This is a genomic window from Gottfriedia solisilvae (assembly GCF_002128405.1).
Lineage (GTDB): Bacteria > Bacillota > Bacilli > Bacillales > Bacillaceae_G > Gottfriedia > Gottfriedia solisilvae.
On sequence record NZ_NETJ01000005.1, the window covers coordinates 259938 to 278884 of the forward strand.

General features: G+C 33.2%; 17 protein-coding genes. 12 read left to right on the top strand and 5 right to left on the bottom strand.

Features of this window, described 5'->3' with window-relative positions; translation table 11 throughout:
* Positions 1–26: 26 nt before the first annotated feature.
* The 9 genes from CAB05_RS17390 to CAB05_RS17430 all read left to right on the top strand — a co-directional run bounded on the left by CAB05_RS17390 (position 27) and on the right by CAB05_RS17430 (position 8287).
* Positions 27–1127 (top strand): DUF871 domain-containing protein, encoded by a 1101-nt coding sequence (locus tag CAB05_RS17390; protein WP_088002176.1) that lies wholly within the window; start codon positions 27–29, stop codon positions 1125–1127.
* A 212-nt stretch (positions 1128–1339) separates the two neighbouring features.
* Complete coding sequence (locus CAB05_RS17395; protein WP_088002178.1) at positions 1340–1645, top strand: PTS sugar transporter subunit IIB; 306 nt, start codon at positions 1340–1342, stop codon at positions 1643–1645.
* A 36-nt stretch (positions 1646–1681) separates the two neighbouring features.
* Positions 1682–2980, top strand: coding sequence for a PTS sugar transporter subunit IIC (locus CAB05_RS17400; RefSeq protein ID WP_088002180.1), 1299 nt, complete (start codon positions 1682–1684; stop codon positions 2978–2980).
* A gap of 211 nt (positions 2981–3191) precedes the next feature.
* Positions 3192–3479 carry a hypothetical protein gene (locus CAB05_RS17405; protein WP_088002183.1) on the top strand — a complete coding sequence of 96 codons (288 nt, stop codon included), beginning with the start codon at positions 3192–3194 and terminating at the stop codon, positions 3477–3479.
* A 34-nt stretch (positions 3480–3513) separates the two neighbouring features.
* On the top strand, positions 3514–4833 hold the full coding sequence (locus CAB05_RS17410) for a 6-phospho-beta-glucosidase (protein WP_088002185.1): 1320 nt from the start codon (positions 3514–3516) through the stop codon (positions 4831–4833).
* Between the two features lie 45 nt (positions 4834–4878).
* The gene (locus CAB05_RS17415) at positions 4879–5199 is read left to right on the top strand and encodes a PTS lactose/cellobiose transporter subunit IIA (protein ID WP_088002188.1); all 321 of its coding nucleotides are present in this window, start codon (positions 4879–4881) and stop codon (positions 5197–5199) included.
* A gap of 88 nt (positions 5200–5287) precedes the next feature.
* On the top strand, positions 5288–6208 hold the full coding sequence (locus CAB05_RS17420) for an N-acetylglucosamine kinase (protein WP_088002190.1): 921 nt from the start codon (positions 5288–5290) through the stop codon (positions 6206–6208).
* A gap of 60 nt (positions 6209–6268) precedes the next feature.
* Entirely contained in the window at positions 6269–7153 is an 885-nt protein-coding gene (gene murQ, locus CAB05_RS17425) for an N-acetylmuramic acid 6-phosphate etherase (RefSeq protein ID WP_088002192.1), read from the top strand.
* Between the two features lie 273 nt (positions 7154–7426).
* The gene (locus tag CAB05_RS17430; protein ID WP_088002194.1) at positions 7427–8287 is read left to right on the top strand and encodes a MurR/RpiR family transcriptional regulator; all 861 of its coding nucleotides are present in this window, start codon (positions 7427–7429) and stop codon (positions 8285–8287) included.
* Between the two features lie 41 nt (positions 8288–8328).
* On the opposite strand, the gene CAB05_RS17435 is transcribed toward CAB05_RS17430, so the two are convergent.
* From CAB05_RS17435 to CAB05_RS17445, 3 genes are all read right to left on the bottom strand, one after another.
* On the bottom strand, positions 8329–9666 hold the full coding sequence (locus CAB05_RS17435; protein WP_088002196.1) for a (Fe-S)-binding protein: 1338 nt from the start codon (positions 9664–9666) through the stop codon (positions 8329–8331).
* Positions 9663–11075, bottom strand: a complete 1413-nt coding sequence (gene glcD / locus CAB05_RS17440) for a glycolate oxidase subunit GlcD (protein WP_088002198.1) — start codon at positions 11073–11075, stop codon at positions 9663–9665. The genes CAB05_RS17435 and glcD overlap by 4 nt, the downstream gene beginning before the upstream one ends.
* Before the next feature lie 86 nt (positions 11076–11161).
* Positions 11162–12277: a CdaR family transcriptional regulator gene (locus CAB05_RS17445; RefSeq protein WP_088002200.1), complete on the bottom strand. Its 1116-nt coding sequence runs from the start codon at positions 12275–12277 to the stop codon at positions 11162–11164.
* A 343-nt stretch (positions 12278–12620) separates the two neighbouring features.
* On the opposite strand from CAB05_RS17445, the gene CAB05_RS17450 reads away from it, so the two are divergent.
* Positions 12621–14333, top strand: coding sequence for an ABC transporter ATP-binding protein (locus tag CAB05_RS17450; RefSeq protein ID WP_088002202.1), 1713 nt, complete (start codon positions 12621–12623; stop codon positions 14331–14333).
* 92 nt (positions 14334–14425) lie between these two features.
* Here the strand turns inward: CAB05_RS17450 and CAB05_RS17455 are convergent, their stop codons facing one another.
* Positions 14426–15205: a nitroreductase family protein gene (locus CAB05_RS17455; protein ID WP_088002204.1), complete on the bottom strand. Its 780-nt coding sequence runs from the start codon at positions 15203–15205 to the stop codon at positions 14426–14428.
* A gap of 689 nt (positions 15206–15894) precedes the next feature.
* Between CAB05_RS17455 and asnB the strand changes: the two genes are divergently transcribed.
* Positions 15895–17802 (top strand): asparagine synthase (glutamine-hydrolyzing), encoded by a 1908-nt coding sequence (gene asnB / locus CAB05_RS17460; RefSeq protein WP_088002206.1) that lies wholly within the window; start codon positions 15895–15897, stop codon positions 17800–17802.
* 187 nt (positions 17803–17989) lie between these two features.
* Here the strand turns inward: asnB and CAB05_RS17465 are convergent, their stop codons facing one another.
* Positions 17990–18430 (bottom strand): YhfM domain-containing protein, encoded by a 441-nt coding sequence (locus CAB05_RS17465; protein ID WP_503487625.1) that lies wholly within the window; start codon positions 18428–18430, stop codon positions 17990–17992.
* Positions 18431–18634: 204 nt separating this feature from the next.
* Between CAB05_RS17465 and CAB05_RS17470 the strand changes: the two genes are divergently transcribed.
* A complete protein-coding gene (locus CAB05_RS17470) occupies positions 18635–18895 on the top strand; it encodes a hypothetical protein (RefSeq protein WP_088002208.1) in 261 nt (86 codons plus the stop codon).
* Positions 18896–18947: the final 52 nt, after the last annotated feature.

Sequence of the window (18947 nt, forward strand, 5' to 3'; positions counted from 1 at the left end):
TGAAAGAACATATAGGAGGAAATATTGTGAAAAAATTAGGTGTCTCAATTTATCCCGAACATTCAACGGTTGAAAAAGATAAAGCTTATATTAAGTTGGCTCATAAATATGGCTTTAAACGAATTTTTACTTGTTTATTATCAGTTGATGGTGATCAAGACCAAATCATGAAAGAATTTAAAGAAATTATTGATTATGCAAATAGTCTTGAAATGGAAGTAATGGTTGATATAGCGCCACGAGTATTTGGTAAATTAGGTATTTCTTATAATGACCTATCCTTTTTTGCGGAGTTAGGTGCATATGGAATTCGATTAGATCTAGGATTTACAGGAAACGAAGAATCAATTATGACATATAACCCTTATGGACTAAAAATCGAAATTAATATGAGTAATGCAACAAAATATCTTGAAAACATATTAGCGTATAAACCAAATCAATCAAATTTAATTGGATCGCATAATTTTTATCCACATCGCTACGCAGGATTAAGTTATCAACATTTTGTAAAATGTAGCGAAGAGTTTAAAAAACATGGTATCCGTACAGCGGCATTTATTAACTCACAAGCAGCAACTTATGGTCCATGGCCAGTTTCAGAAGGACTTTGCTCATTAGAAATGCATCGTAATTTATCAGTTGTAACGCAGGCAAAACATTTATTTTACTCTAATTTAATTGATGATGTCATTATTGCTAATGCATATGCTTCAGAAGAAGAATTTAAACAGCTTGCCGATTTGAATAATGATGGAAAAGACTTGTTTACTATGAGTATTAACCTTTATGATACGATTACACCTTTAGAGAAAAAAATCGTTTTAGACGAATTTCATTTTTATCGTGGAGATGTGTCAGATTATTTAATTCGTTCAACTCAATCACGCGTTAAATATAAGTCAGAAGAGTTTAAACCCACTTATACGCCTAATATTCGTAGAGGAGATATATTAATTGAAAATGAACTTTACGGTCAATATAAAGGTGAGTTACAAATAGCACTTCAAGATATGGAAAACTCAGGTAAAACAAATGTTGTTGGTCGAATTGCAGAAGAAGAAATTTTCTTATTGGATTTCTTACATCCTTGGAGCAAGTTTCAATTTAAAGAAATCAAGCTTTAATTGGATGATGATTAAAACGGTTTAGTAAAAAAACTTGAAATAAAATTTTAGAATGGATATTTTTTTAAATATTTTTTAAAATTTTATTTCAGTTTTTAAACTATTGGATTGAAATTTTATTTTAAGCAGAATATAATAAGGTAATAGAAAACGTTTTCAATATTTTGTCATTTTTATAGTTTTACAATCTAGATCTAGGAGGAATGAAAAAGATGAAAGTATTATTTGTATGTGCAGGCGGAATGTCTAGTGCAATCGTTGTAAACGCTTTAAAAAAAGAGGGCGAAAAAAATGGTTTAAACTTGGAAGTTTTAGCTGTTGGTACACAAGAGTTCGCTTCAGAAGTACAAAATGGATGGGATGTTGCTATGGTGGCACCACAAGTAAGACATCGTTTTGATAACTTTAAAGCTTCTGCAGATGAAGCAAATGTACCTTGCTCGGTAATTCCACCTCAAGCTTATAGCCCACTTGGTGGTCCAACACTCTTAAAATTAGTTCAAGAATTAGTTAAATAAGGTAATCATAATTTACTAGATTAAGGAGAAGTGAGAATGGATAAGTTTGTTGCATTTTTAGAAAACAATCTATCAACACCTATGGCAAAACTATCTGAACAAAAGCATTTACGTGCGATTCGTGATGGTGTAGTTTCTGCGTTACCGTTTATCATCTTTGGGAGCTTATTCTTAATTATCGCATTCCCTCCAGTGCCAGCTGACTCTGCAATTGCTGAATGGGCAGCAAAACATATTGCAGAAATACTAATTCCATACCGTTTAACAATGTACATAATGACCTTATATATAACTTTTGGTATTGGATATAGTTTATCTCAAAGTTATAAGTTAGACCCACTTTCTGGTGCACTATTAGCAGGTGGAGCGTTTTTATTCACAACTGGCGTAAAAATGGTTGAAGAAGTAGGATTTGTTTTACCTATGGCTAATATGGGTGGTCATGGACTTTTCGTTGGTATGATCACGTCTATTTTTGCGGTCGAAGTATTACGACTATGTAAAACGAAAAATATTACGATTAAAATGCCGGATTCAGTTCCAAGTTCAGTAGCACGTTCTTTTGAAGCACTTATTCCTGTAACAGTTGTTTTAACAGTAATGACTTTGATTACGGTTGTATTCCAAGTTGATACTCACTCACTAGTAGATAAAGCAGTTGCTCCGCTTATTAAAGCTGGGGACTCATTACCAGGTGTATTAATTCCTGTATTTTTAATTACATTCTTCTGGTCATTTGGTATTCATGGTGTGTCTGTAGTTGGTGCAGTAGCACGTCCAGTTTGGGAAGTTTATTTAGCAAACAACTCTGCAGCTGTAGCAGCGGGTAAAATTGGATCTCAGTTACCACACGTAGCTCCTGAAACTTTCTTCCAATGGTTCATCTGGATTGGTGGTTCAGGTGCAACTTTAGGATTAGTGATTGCCATGTTAATTGCTGGGAAATCTAGCTATTCTAAGGCTTTAGGAAGAACAGCAATTGTACCAAGTATTTTTAACATTAATGAACCTGTAATTTTCGGTATGCCGATTGTTTTAAATCCTGTATTAATCATTCCGTTTATGATTACGCCATTAATCGGTGCAACGATTGCTTACGTTGCAACTACTGCAGGTTTAGTTAATCCAACCTATGTAATGGTTCCTTGGACGCTACCAGCGCCAATTGGAGCTTACTTATCAACAGGTGGAGACTGGAGAGCAGTTGTTTTAGTAATCATCAACATTACATTATCAATTGTGATCTACTTACCATTCTTTAAAATGTACGATAAAAAATTATTAGCTCAAGAAAATACGGTTGAAGTATCTAATGGTGCAAATATTCCATCATAAAATTATAGTAAAGGGAGTTTGGGACAGATGCTCCAAACTTCCTTTATTTCACATTAAGAAAGTATAAATTGGCAGCGAAGAAGAATCAGTCGACGTAGAAGCAAATTCTAGGAATCAAGTATAAGTGCAACTACGCCTCTGTCTTCGCCTAAAATGCTTGCCAGTCGGCGAGTTTTCTTTATTTACTAGAATTTAAGAAAGAGGTTGAATCATGGATACAACAAAAAAAATCCATTTTTTTAGTTATAAGAGTGCTTTTCTATTTTTTATCTTTATTCTTGCTTTTAATCTTATCTTTAATCCTGTTTTTCAACTAATTGGGATGACGAAGGAATTTGCCCTTTTTATCACAAATAGTTTGGGGCTAAGCATTGGTTTAACAACTATTATTGTGTTCATTGAAGGTAAGTTTAAGAATAAGAAACAATCGTTTACATTATTTTTTTCATTACTAGTTTTCTGTACAATAACTTGTTACATTGTTGTATTTAACTCTTGATAAAATATTTTTTATAAAAGAAGGTGTACTTACTATGAATAAACGTAATGGACTAAAAATTGTAACAATTGGTGGAGGTTCTAGTTATACACCAGAATTGGTTGAAGGCTTTATTAAGCGATACGAGGAATGTCCAATCAGTGAATTGTGGTTAGTCGATATTGAAGAAGGAAAAGAGAAATTAGAAATAGTTGGGAACCTGGCAAAGCGAATGGTCGAAAAAGCCGGCGTTCCAATGGAAATTCATTTAACTTTAAACCGAAAAGAAGCATTAAAAAATGCTGATTTTGTAACAACACAAATGAGAGTTGGTCAGTTAAACGCTCGTATTAAAGACGAAAAAATACCGCTAATGCATGGCATGATCGGTCAAGAAACAAATGGTGCAGGTGGTTTGTTTAAAGGGTTAAGAACAATACCAGTACTATTAGAGATTGCAGAAGAAATGCAAAATCATTGTCCAAATGCGTGGTTAATTAACTTCACGAATCCTGCTGGGATGGTTACAGAAGCATTGCTACGTTACAGTAACCATAAAAAAGTGGTTGGCGTATGCAATGTTCCAATCAATATGCATATGACAATTGCCAAACTTTTAGATGTGGACCTAAACCGAGTTCATATAGACTTTGCTGGATTAAATCATATGGTTTATGGACTTCATGTATATGTAGATGGACAAGAAGTAACGAATAAGGTATTAGAATACCTTGCAAATCCTGAAATTCAAATGACAATGAAAAATATTGCTCCATTACCTTGGCAAAAGGAGTTTTTACTTTCTTTAGGTGTGTTACCGTGCCCATATCATAGGTATTACTATAAAACTCAACAAATACTAAATGAAGAATTAGAAGCATTTAAAACAGGTACAACTCGAGCAGAAGTAGTAAAGAGACTTGAAGATGAGTTATTTGATTTATATAAAGACGAAAATCTTTCAATTAAACCGCCTCAGCTAGAAAAACGAGGTGGGGCTTATTATAGTGATGCAGCATGTAGCTTAATTTCATCAATCTATAATGATAAAAAGGATATTCAAGTATTAAATGTCCGAAACAATGGATCGATTCAAGGAATACCAAATGAATCTGCAGTTGAAGTAAGTTGTGTTGTAACAAAACAAGGACCAATTCCAATTTCGATAGGAGAATTGCCACCTGAAATAAACGGACTTGTACAACAAATTAAATCCTTTGAACGAGTTGGTGCTGAAGCTGCGGTAACTGGATCGTATGAAAAAGCTTTATTAGCGCTAACAATAAATCCTTTAGTTCCAAGTGATGAAGCTGCAAAGATGGTATTAGATGAATTATTACAAGCACATAAAGCGTATTTACCAAAATTTTTTTAAAGGATTATTTTCTAAAAGAAAAACAACTTAGTTAAGAATAGGAGAATGAACATGAATAATGAACAAGAAATTTTTGAAATTATCTCACATGGTGGAAATGCAAGATCGTTAGCATACGAGGCTCTTGAAGCAGCTGAAAAAAATAATTTTGAAGAAGTAGATCGTTTAATCAAAGAATCACACAAGGAAATTGGTTATGCACATAAAACTCAAACAACTTTAATTCAAGCTGAGTTAAATGGTGAACCTTGTGAAAAATCTTTATTAATGATCCATGCTCAAGATCACTTGATGACAGCAATGAGCGAGCAAAAATTAATTGAACATATTATTCGTTTACATAAAAAATTAGCAGAGAAGAATTAGTTTGTAAGTTTCTATTTAAACGAAAATACGTAGATTGCTATTCATAGTGATTAATATAATAGGTTAACTTCTACGTTAGGAGGCAGCTATGAAGAAATACATAATTAGTCTTGATGGTGGAGGAACAAAATCAGAGGCAATTGCTTATGAGCTAGACGGCACGATCATTGGTCAAGGCTATTCTGGATTTAGCAATATATTAATAAATGAACAAGATGCGATAAAGCATATTATCGAAGCAATTGAAAATTGTCTATGTAACTTAGAAAAAAAGGACTGCTTATTTCTATTTTTGGGATTAGCTGGTTATGGCGGAGTTAAAGATCGGAAGCATGTAGAAAAAGCATTGTATGATAGATTTCATATTCCATTCAAAATAGTGAATGATGCACAAATCGCTCATGCGGCTTTATTGGATGGTAAAGATGGTGTTTTAACAATTGCTGGAACAGGGTCAGTCAGTCTAGGATCGAATCTAAACCGCTTCGTGACAACTGGGGGTTGGGGACATTTATTAGGAGATGAAGGAAGCGGTTATTGGATTTCAATGGAGGTTTTCAAAAAAATTACTCGTGAATTTGATGAGGGCTTACCTCTTAGTAACTTATCTCGAAAACTCTTAAACCGTTTAAAATTAAACGAAATTGATGAGATAAAACGATATATTTATTATGAAACAAAAGGTGTGATTGCTTCAAACGTTCCTTTTATTGTAGAAGAAGCTGTGATGGGTGATTTGTTTGCAAAAGAAGTATTGGAAAGAGCAGGTCAATTATTAGCAAATATAACTCTCCAAGCTTTAAAGAATTTAAGTCTTCATTCATCGCCAAGAGTTGCTATCAAAGGAAGTATATTACAGCAAGTTTCATTTGTTCAAAATGCATTCGTTGATGCAATTCGTGAAAAGCATCCTACAGTAGAATTTTGTATGAAAGACGTTTCTTCTACTTATGGGGGCTATTTATTAGCGTTGAAGGAGATTCAGAAAAGGAGCTTAAGTAATTCATAGGCTAGGTATTTATAGTGAAATGACTGAAGTAATATTCAGTAGTGGATAGAGGGTGCAAAAATGTTAGAACATTTAACAACTGAAAATCGAAATAATCGTACAGAAAACTTAGACCAGCTTTCAATTGAACAGTTTTTAACGATAATGAATGAAGAAGATCAGAAGGTAGCTTTAGCAGTAAATGAACAAATACCGGCAATATCAAATGTTGTTCAAATTGTCATAGATTCAATGCGGGTAGGTGGACGCTTAATATATGTTGGTGCTGGAACAAGTGGTCGAATTGGATTGTTGGATGCAGTAGAGTGTCCTCCTACATTTGGTACAAATCCAAGTGAAGTAATTGGATTAATTGCTGGAGGAGATTCTGCATTTATTAAAGCAGTGGAAGGCGCAGAAGATAATGAAGTTTTGGGAAAAGAAGATTTAACGAAACAATCTCTTACAAAAAATGATGTTGTGATAGGAATTGCTGCATCAGGTAGGACGCCTTATGTAATTGGTGCTCTACGGTATGCAAATGAAGTAGGGGTAAATACTGTAGCGATTGCATGTAATAAAAACTCAGAAATCGGAAAAGTAGCAAAGTATAAAATTGAAGTAGATAATGGCCCTGAAGTTTTAACTGGCTCTACAAGACTTAAAGCAGGTACTTCTCAAAAATTGATTTGTAATATGATTTCAACAGCTTCCATGGTTGGAATTGGAAAAGTTTATAAAAACCTTATGGTTGATTTGCAATTAACAAATTTAAAATTAATTGATCGAGCAAAGCGTATTATTATAGAAGCAACTGGTTGCGACTACGACACTGCAAGTAAGTATTTAATAGAATCAAAAAATGAAACGAAAGTAGCGATTGTTATGATTTTAACTGGTATGAATTATGATAATGCTATAAATAGTTTACGTAATGCCAAAGGGTTTATTAGTAAAATAGTATAAGACTATGGAGTGGAAAGTGACAATCTAGCGATTATTCTTGCTAGTATGTCACTTTTTGTATTAAAGAGATATGAGCGTTGAAATAGTGTTAAGTTTCATTAAGTCGATCTTCAGGGAAAATGCATCGTTATCGGCAACTCATTATGCTTTATGATATAATAATGAATCTAAATAATTACCAAAAAGACTAGTTAAAGGTTTTACCGTTTTAATTGTGAGATATATCTTATATGAAACACTATTCACTATGTAGAGAGAGTTGAGTTTGATTAAATGAATGCGTTAAATGGCGGATTAATCATGTTAAAGGAAATGTTACATAAACTACCTCCATCTGAGCGAAGAGCTGCTAATTATATTTTAGAAAATCCAGATAAATCCATACAATTTACAGTGTTTGAGCTTGCAGAAAAAAGCCAAACGAGTACCTCTGCTATTATAAGATTATGTCGTTCTATCGGGGTTAAAGGTTTTCAAGAATTGAAGCTTCGAATCGCAGGAGATATTATCACAACAAAAGAAACGGGATCTAGAGATATCCATTCAGGTGAATCGATTAGTACAATCATCCAAAAGATGACAAACAATAGTATTCAATCAATAAAGGATACAAGCGATATATTAAATGTAAGTGAATTAGAAGAAGCTGTATTAGCCTTAAGTAAGGCTAGAAATATATATTTCTTTGGTGTAGGTGGCTCAATGGTTGTGGCACTTGATGCACAACAAAAGTTTTTACGTATTAAAAAATATACCTCTGCTTTTGCTGACCTTCATCTATTGGCTGTCCAAATTGCTAATCATGAAGAAAATGATGTATTAGTAGGGATATCATTTTCAGGAGAAACAACTGAGGTGCAAAAAGCATTTAGACTAGCAAAAGAAAATGGTGTGAATACAATTAGTATTACTGGATTCGGTTCAAACTCTGTATCTAATTTAGCGAATATTAAATTGTTTAATTCACCAAACAAAGAAGCAACTTTTAGAAGTGGCGCAACTTCTTCAAGAATGGCTCAATTACATGTCATAGATATATTATTTATGGCCGTTGCTACTCAGGAATATGATAAAACAATTCAATATGTTGACCAAACTCGAACGGCTATTAATTCATTACAAAGCAAAAAATAAAAAAACTCCTTTATAGTTACGGAAACTATAAAGGAGTTTTTTTATTGTTGATCATCATATTGTGCTGCTTGTAAAAGTAAATCAACTATATGAACGACTTCAGTTCTATGAGCCTGTTGCTCTCTTTCGACACCAAGCTTCATTTGAAGTAAGCAACCTGGGTTTGCAGTAACAATTGTAGTTGCTTGTGAATGTTTAACTTGTTCCATCTTATAGTCTAGAATCTGCATAGACATTTCCGACTCAACAATATTATAAATTCCAGCTGATCCACAGCAACGGTCTGCATCCTTCATCTCATGATAAATAATATTTTCAATCGATTGTAAAAGAATTCTTGGAGCGGAAGCGGTTTTCATCACATTTCTTAAATGACAAGAATCTTGGTAAGTAATAATTTGAGTAGGTAGCTTTAATTTTACTTTTTTATGAAAATCTACTTCTACTAAAATTTGAGATATATCTTTTAATTTATTTTTAAATGATTGTGCGCGGTTCTTCCACATTGGATCATCTTTTAAAAGGTGATCATAATCAATAAGAAATCCACCACAACCACCTGCATTTGTAATGATGTAGTCTACTTCAAGGTTTTCAAAAGCTGCAATATTTTTTTTAGCCATTTCCTTAGCAATGTCTTTTTCACCACTATGTCCATGTAATGCACCACAGCATGCTTGGTCATTTGGAATGACAATCTCACAGCCAGCTAACTGTAAAAGCTTCATAGTGGCATTATTTGTTTCCAAGAACATAGTATCCATTAAACAACCTGAGAAAAATGCTACGCGGCTAATTTTAGATTGTATAGCTGGTAAATAATCAGGGCGTGATTTCATTTGTTTCATTGAAGGAACAGTTGGTAATACTTTTTCCATTGCTGATAAGTTATTAGGGATTAGCTTCATAACACCTGATTTTCTAGCAATTTTTTGTAATCCTGTTCGCTGATATAACCCAAGAAGTCCAACTGCTAATCTCATGCGATTTTGGTGAGGAAATAAATCTTTGAAAACAAACTTACGAACAACACGAGTAGGAAGAGAATGTTTTTTGTGTTGTGCAATGATATCTCTTGCTTCTTCTAGTAAATGACCGTATTTTACGCCAGACGGACAAACAGGCTCACAAGCGCGACATCCAAGACAAAGTTCTAGTGTACGTTCAACATCTTCATCAGGTTCGATTAAGCCATCAGTTACTGCCTTCATTAGTGCAATACGACCTCTAGGAGAATGTGATTCTTTTTGTCCCGATTCAATATAAGTTGGACAGCTTGGTAAACAAAATCCACATCTCATACAGTTTAATAACTCATCTTCATTCATTCTTACTTTAAATTGTTCTTGAAGTTTTTGCTGTTCTTGTAGTGTTGTCATTTTGACACCACCATTCGTTTTCTAGAATCTTTTGCAAATACTTTTCCGGGATTCATAATATTATGTGGATCTAATGCTGTTTTAACAGCAAGCATAGCATGAATACCTTCTTTTCCTAATTTTAATTCGAGATAGGGTGCTTTTACGATTCCTACGCCATGCTCTCCCGTTATAGTTCCACCTAATTCAATTGCTTTTTCAAAAATTTCAGCAAATGCCATTTCAACTCTTTCCATTTCTTCATGATCTCGAGCGTCAGTCGGGCAGGTAGGATGTAGATTTCCGTCACCAGCATGGCCAAATGTACAAATTTTAACTTCATACTTTTGCGCGATTTCATTTATTGCTTGAACCATTTCAGCAATTTTTGATCGAGGTACGGTTGCATCCTCTAAAATAGTTGTTGGTCTTAATTGAGCAAGTGCCGAAAGTGCTGAGCGTCGAGCTGTTCTTAAGGCAATTGCTTCGGCTTCAGTTTTTGCCACACTTACTGGGATGCATTTTTCTTTCTCACAAATGTTCTTTATCAGTTCTATGTCTCTGTTAACAACTTCTTGTGGACCATCTTGTTCAATTAATAGCACTGCTTTCACGTCAGTTGGTAAGCCAATCTGAGCAAAATTTTCTACAACCTCTAAAGTAGGTTGGTCCATAAATTCTAGTGAGGTAGGAATAATTTTGCTAGCAATAATCTTTGATACTGTTCTAGCAGCATCTTCTAAACTGTCGTAAAGAGCTAGCATTGTTTTTTTCGTTTCAGGCATAGGAATTAATTTTAAAGTAGCTTCAGTAATAATCCCAAGTGTACCTTCAGAACCAACAAATAAACGAGTAAAATCATAACCAGCTACATCTTTAGCGAGCTTTCCACCAGTTCTAATGATATCTCCATTTGCTAAAACAATTTCAAGCGCAATGACATAATCTCTTGTTACACCGTACTTTAAGCCACGTAGTCCACCTGAATTCTCATTAATATTTCCACCAATTGTAGAAATTTTCATTGAGCTTGGATCTGGTGGATAAAACAATCCTTTTTCTTCTATTGTATTGATCATATCAAGTGTAATCACGCCTGGTTGAACGGTAATCGTTAAATTTTCTTCATCGATTTCAAGTATCTTATTTAAATGCTTAAATAATAGAACGATTCCACCATTGGTTGGACATGTGCCACCACAAAGGTTTGTACCAGAACCTCTAGGAACAATTGGAATTTTATTTTCGTTACAGATTTTAATAATTTCCGATACTTCTTTTGTCGAACGAGGACTGATGATTGCATCCGGCAAGGATTGAAGATTCGGTGTTGCGTCATAGGAATAAACAAGTCTTTCCATTTTAGAATCATCAAAGTTTGCTTCACCTACAATTGCAATTAGCCTTTGAGCAATTTCTTTTGACACCATAAATATTCCCTCCCTATTATCTTATCTAAAGTATAAATAGAAATAGGTCGTATTTACTATGGAGATTTCTATAGAAAAAACACCTGTTATAGGTGTTTTTTTGTAGAATCATCCAATAGGTTAATTCCGATATAAAATTTGCTTAAATCATGGATTTCTCTTGGGTTTAAGTTGGTTAATTCAGTAATCTTATTCAGACGATAAAGAAGTGTATTGATATGAATATGCAATGAATGTGCAGTGTTTTTTAATGATTGATTATGTTTAATGTATTCTTCAATTGTAATAAAAAGTTCTTTTTCGTTAATTATAGGTGCAATCGTTCTTTCAATAAAAGTACTTTTCGTTTCGTTTGATAGATCTTGCAGAATCAAATCAATTGTGAGATCTTCATCAAATACAATTGAATTCGTTTTACTGGATACTTTTAGCGCTCGAACTGCTTGATGATATGATTTACTCAATTGTTTAGGCTGGGTTGGTTGACCTACACCAGTCGCAATTTTTAAGTGTAAGCGACTTTGTACGTAATTCAGGATAGATTCGACAAGCTTAAGATTTTGCGATTTTGTATAAGATTGCTCAACTCTACATAATACAACTAGACGATTATTTCCCCAGCGAATAAATAATTCATCACTTTGTCTGTTGTTCCAATCGAAAATAATTTGCCTTGTATCTGAAAGCTTACTTTGATGCTCCCATTCAAAAATAAGTATTTGTCTTTGAAGGGTTAAATCAATATTAAGCATTTGTGCACGCTCATAAAAAGAATCATCCCATTCATCTTGCTGGATCCAATCAAATACGAATGCTTCAAGCCCTCGTTGTGTGAGTTCGATTTGATCAGTATAGTAATTTTCACTAATTAGTAGTTCGGTCATTCGTCTCAACATTTCTCCAAAAGGGGAAATTAAATCTGGCTCACCAGTTATTCCAATTACACCGATGATTTCATTTTGAAAGAAGACAGGTAGATTGATTCCAGCCTTTACACCTTTTAATCGTTTTTCATCTTCAGTTGTGATGATAAAAGTTGTTCCTTGCTTAATGGCAATCAATGCTCCCTCGTGAAAAGTACCTGCGCGAGCTTGATCTGTACTTGCAATAATGACTCCATTAGTATTGATTATAATGATATCCTCATGGATTAGTTTTTTAACTTCATTAATTATTTTTGTAGCTAATTCATCTAAGATCATGATGTTTGTCTCCTGTCACGATAGTTAGTGTAATTATAAATAAAATGTATGTAAAATAAAACATTTCTTTAACAAGAAAAATTAGCGTAATCATAAGCTTGTGTTTACATCTCAGATACATATATTTGGAATACTACAGTGAATCTTCAACGCTTTTTTCAAGCTCAATAAATATTCTCGTAATCTAGTTTCTTCTAATAAAATATACTTTTCTCACTCAATATTAAATTTTCCATATTTCCACATTTTAGCTGATTATATAGCACACTTACTTGACATGTGATAATGTAATATCATCTACCAAAGTATGAAATGTAACAGAGATGGGGTGTGTAGTATTTCTATGATAAAACGATTTTTTAAATATTATATTCCACACAAAAAACTATTTTATATAGACTTTTTTTGTGCGGTACTTGTTGGATTAATGGAACTTGGATTTCCTCTTGCTGTCTCGTGGTTTATTGATCAGCTTCTACCTGAGGGGAATTGGAGTTTAATCATTGCGGTAAGTGTTGGACTTCTAGCACTCTATTTAATTAGTTCGGGAATGCAATTTGTTGTTAACTATTGGGGACATAAGTTAGGGATTAATATTGAGACTGACATGCGTCGAGAGTTGTTTAATCATGTACAGCGTCAGTCATTCCGTTTCTTTGATAATACAAAAACTGGACATATTATGAGCCGAATTACGAATGACTTAATGGATATCGGAGAATTAGCGCATCATGGACCTGAAGATTTATTCATTGCAATCATGACGTTTATCGGTGCATTTTGGATTATGCTTGCAATTAATGTGAAATTGGCACTAGTAGCCATCATAATTGTACCGTTTCTTGTATGGTTGATTTCATATTCGAATATGAAAATGAATGCTTCTTGGAGTCAAATGTATGGAAATATTGCAAATGTAAATTCCCAAGTGGAAGATAGTGTTTCAGGGGTTAGAGTTGTCCAATCATTTACAAATGAACAATACGAAATGAAGCGTTTCAACAAAAATAATCAATTTTTCCGTAAAACTAAATTGAGAGCTTATAAAGTAATGAGCTGGAATCTGTTAGGAATATATGTTTCAACTCGACTGATGACGCTTGCCATCTTAGTTTTTGGAGCATGGCTTAGCTTTACAGGAATATTATCTTATGGTGAGTTAGTTGCCTTCATACTGTATTTAAACATCTTATTTAAGCCAATTGATAAAATCAGTGCACTTCTTGAGCTATATCCAAAAGGAATGGCCGGGTTTAAGCGATTTACAGAACTAATGGATTCAGAACCAGATATTGAAGATGTACCAGATGCAATCGAAGTTTCTTCATTAAAAGGAGATATTCGTTTCCAAAATGTTACTTTTGGTTATGAAAACAAACGCACGATCTTAAATGATATGTCTTTTTCGATTGAAGCTGGGAAAACAGTTGCTTTTGTTGGTCCATCTGGAGCAGGTAAAACAACAATTTGTTCATTAATTCCACGTTTCTATGATGTATTAGAAGGATCAATTTCAATTGATGGAATCGATCTTCGTGAAATGACAAAGAAATCCCTGCGTTCAAATATTGGTATTGTTCAACAAGATGTTTTCTTATTTACAGGTACTTTGAGAGAAAATATTGCATATGGAAAATTAGGAGCTTCTCAGGAAGAAATAGAAGAAGCAGCTAGAAAAGCTCATCTGACAGATTTAATTGCTTCATTACCAGATGGGTATGAAACGCAAATAGGTGAAAGAGGATTAAAGCTTTCTGGTGGTCAAAAGCAAAGGTTGGCGATTGCTAGAATGTTCTTAAAAAATCCGCCAATTTTAATATTAGATGAAGCTACTTCAGCACTTGATACTGAAACGGAAGCAATTATACAAGAAGCTTTAAATGATCTAGCAAAAGATCGAACAACTCTTATAATTGCACACCGTTTAGGTACGATTAAAAAAGCTGATCGTATTCTTGTTATAACTGATGAAGGAATTGCAGAAGATGGTACGCATAAAGAGCTACTTTCTCAAGAGAATGGGATTTTTGCTAAGCTGCATGCGCATCAGCATTGATTATGATATTTTAGTTAAACTAACAAAAAAGTCGATTTCCAATTATGGAAATCGGCTTTTTTCATTGAGAATGTACTTAAAACATACATTCCTCATTCATTATTCATATAATTCTGTTTCTCCAAGTAATCTAAAACCGTCTTCGAAAATTGATGATGAGATTCTTGCGTATATTTGGCAATTGTATAAATTTGAGCTAAATTCTTTAACCCTAATTGTTCTGTCATTTCCTTTAGCTTAGGGATGTCCATGTAGCGTTTCCAACCCTTTTCATCTCTGTCCTTGTAAATTTCTAGGATTTCTTCGTTTGAATAATCATGGTACTGTTCATAATGAACTAACCCATGACGCGGAAGTCGATCACGCAATGGAGGATTTTCTTTTGGATAGCCTAAGGAATAGCCCACAATTGGCACGACATTTGGCGGTAAATTAAGAATTTCGCCAATTTGATTACAATTTGCGAGTGTAGAGCCCATATAACAAAGACCTAGTCCAGCATTCTCTGCCGCCAAAGCACAGTTTTGTGCTACCAAAGTTGCATCAATGGCACCAATCATAAAACTCATAAAATTATCAAAATGTACTGGTGCATCATTCAGTGTAAGCCATTTTCTCATTCGATTAAAATCTGCACAAAAAGTTAAAAGTATGGGAGCATCAATAACCATTGATTGATCCATATGAGCGGTATATAATTTTTTCTTCAGTTCTTTGTCTTTCGTGACAATAATGGAATAAGATTGCATATTGCCACTAGAAGAAGCGCGAATACCAGCATCTAATATTTGTTCCAACAATTCTTGACTGACATCCTTATCCTCATATTCTCGTATAGATTTGTGCCCGTGTAAAACATCGTTTAATTCCAAAACTATCACTCCCTATATAAAAGGTTTATTAGAAATAGGCTCTGTTAAAAAAAGAATGTTGATTTCCATTCCAGGTACTTCGCTTTCCATGGGGCGTGACCCTGAGCCTCCGGGGTCTCAAGTTTCCCGCATCTCCCATAGGAGTCTACGCACCTTCCATTCCAATTACTCTTGAACCAGCTATTCTCTTTTCATACTCTTAATGTATTTATCTAAAATCAACAATTAATATTAACAGAGCCTAGAATTAAAAAGAAAATCATATCCAAAGGATCGAGTAAGACTCTCTTATTTTGTTTTATTCTGAATAGTCAAATTATAGTGTAAAACTACCATAAAATCCATTTTTGTTGTAAGTTATTCTCATTTTATTAGTAGATTAATGTATAAAAGATAGTTTACTAAAGTTCCTTTTTTAATAAGATGAGCTAACTTAAAGCATGGAAACCAATGGCTGCATTTTTTGTCCGAATAGATTAACCTATTCAATTAAAAGTAAATTATTCCTACCTAAAAAGTTTTATTTTATTAGAAAAGTAAATAAAACCGATATTTCGGTCATAGAAATGACATAACTTGTTTCATAAAGTTTACAACTTTACCTTATTTGTTTATCGTTTCGAAACATTTAAAAACTACTCTTATTAAGAAATAGAGCAATTTATGAATGATAAATGGGGTAGATAATAATGTGTGGATTCATTGGGATTTTATCTTCAAGTAGGAATGATAAAATTAATAGAAAATCAATTAAAGAATATAATAGAATAATTAATCATAGAGGACCAGATGATGAAGGATATTATCATGACGAATATTTATCACTCGGATTTAAGCGATTAAGTATTATAGACATCGAAAACGGTCACCAACCATTAAATTCCTTAGATCAAAGATATTGGATTGTTTTTAATGGAGAAATTTATAACCATAAACAGTTAAAGAAAGAACTTGAAAAATTGGGATATCAATTTGAAACGAACTCTGATACTGAGGTACTACTGTATGGATTTATAGAATGGAAAGAAGAAGTGTTACAAAAACTTCGAGGAATGTTCTCATTCTTAATATGGGATTCTATTACACAAACCTTATTTGGAGCACGAGATCCATTTGGAATTAAACCTCTCTACTATTATGAAACAGAAAATGACATTGTATTTTCCTCTGAAAATAAAGTTATTGATAGAGTAGTAGAGGATTTAAATGGAAACTTATTAAAAATAGATGAAATTGCATTACAGCATTATTTATCATTTCAATATGTTCCAGAACCAAATACAATTTATTCCGAAGTTAAGAAAATTGAACCTGGTACTTATTTCATAAAAAAACTGCATCAAGAAATAATGATAAAACCTTATTGGAAACCATCCTTTGCTCCAGCTGTTCATTCCAAGGAAGTTTTGATCAAAGAGATTAGGGATGTACTAATAGATTCTGTAGCTATGCACATGAGAAGTGATGTTCCTGTAGGTGCATTTTTGTCGGGGGGGATTGATTCAACTGCAACCGTTGCAATTGCTCGTCAAATAAATCCTAAACTTAAAACATTCTCTGTAGGATTTGAGGATAAAGGTTTCAGTGAAATCGATGTTGCAAAAGAGTCAGCATTAGCGTTAGATGTTGAAAATATTCATCGGTTTATTTCTCCAAAAGAATATATCGAAGAATTACCAAAAATCATTTGGCATTTAGATGACCCCATAGCGGACCCAGCAGCAATCCCACTGTATTTTGTAGCTAAGGAAGCTAGAAAGCATGTAACTGTTGCACTTTCTGGCGAAGGGGCAGATGAATTATTTGGTGGCTATAATATATATAAAGAACCCAATTCTTTAAAAATGTTTGAATATCTCCCTACTAACTTAAAACGAGGGCTAAAACATTTGTCCACTATTATGCCAATTGGAATGAGAGGAAAGAGCTTTATAGAAAGAGGATGCATCCCTTTGGAAGAAAGATATATTGGGAATGCAAAAATATTTGAAGAAAATGAAAAGAAGAAAATCTATTTAAAACATGACAACTCAGTGAAATACAGTTCAATATTAGAACCTTACTATAACTTAGTTAAGAAGGAACCACTCGTCAACCAAATGCAATTTATTGATATGCATACTTGGCTAAGAGGAGATATATTAGTAAAAGCCGATAAAATGACAATGGCAAACTCAATCGAACTACGAGTTCCATTTTTAGATACTGAAGTATTTAAAGTTGCCTCTAAAATACCCGTCTCTTTAAAGATTTCCAATGGCACAACAAAGTATTTATTTAGAGAAGCAATGCGTGGAATCGTTCCTAATCATGTCATCGATCGAAAAAAACTCGGATTTCCTGTTCCAATCAGTCAATGGCTAAAAAACGAATTGTATGACTGGGCAATTAACCTTATTCATGAAAGTCAAACAGAATACTTAATTGATAAATTTTATATCATGACTTTATTAGAAGAGCATGGTCTAAATAAAAAAGATAATAGTAGAAAAATATGGACTGTATTACAATTCATGCTATGGCATCAAGTATTTATTGAAAAGAAATATACTTTTGAAGAGAAGAAGAAGGAAGTTAAATATAGTCAAATGGCATAAAAAAGATACGATATAAGCACGAGTAAAGAATGAAACTTATGATTAAGGTAAACTAAGGATTCTTATTAAACTTTGCATTTGATATGTAAAATCGATGGACTGCTTCGGCAGTCCTTTTTGATTTTAACAGATAGGAAAATGGTTGAAGTTCTGTGGACCTTTTTATATCTTACCTATTTGTTAAAGCTTATAACTTTCTACTAGTAAGGATTTTAAAAAGTTCTGATGAACTCTTCTTGTCTAATTGAACATATTTACTTTGGGCATCTATGACAAGCTCTACTTTATCTTTATTAGGACTAATCCAAAGCTCATATAAAACCGCTTTTGCCTCAGTATCTGGATTTTTAAACTGAAAAATAAATCTGTAATCGGCGATGCGTGCCATATCAACTTTTGCATTTTCCCAATCAGCTTTATCTAATATTTTTCTTACCTTTTTAACTTTCTCACTATTCTTTACAACTTTAAAATCTTCATAATGATTTGCTTCAACAATACGTTTTTCAACAATTATATTTTGTTCTTTAATTCCCATTTGGTTTGAACAACCCGTTATAAAAGTAGAGATGATGACAATTAACGTAATTAAATATTTCAAATTAATCCCCCTTATATATGAAGACATTGTTATAATTAAAATGACATTTTTTTCCTTTTATTTAAGCGTATCATAAAGAGCTATACATTTGGGGAGTAAATGTTAATGTAAACTCGGTGGAAGATTAATATATTATGTAGAACATAGTCTAAACGCAGGATGTTTTAAAATTACCATTTTTTATTTCTAAGAGTAAAGTAAAGAGAAGTTTAAAGATTGGGGCTTTTTATAATGAGATTAGATCTGTTTATTACATTTATTCTATTCGGTGCTTATACAAGCTTACTCTCAGAGATTGTAGCTGAATTCTTCAATTATTCACATATACTGATGTATGGACTCTCTGGAGGGATTATCGCTGGTTTCATTTTTCTAATGCTAAAAAATATATCTGGGATATCCCGTAAGACAATGAATATGAAATTAGCCTTAGTTATCATAATGTTTAACGGTGGTTTTTTTGGGATTTTAGGGAAATATCTTGGTCTATAAAAATACTTGTTTGTACATAATAGCCCTAGCACATACTTATCTAGTATGTGTT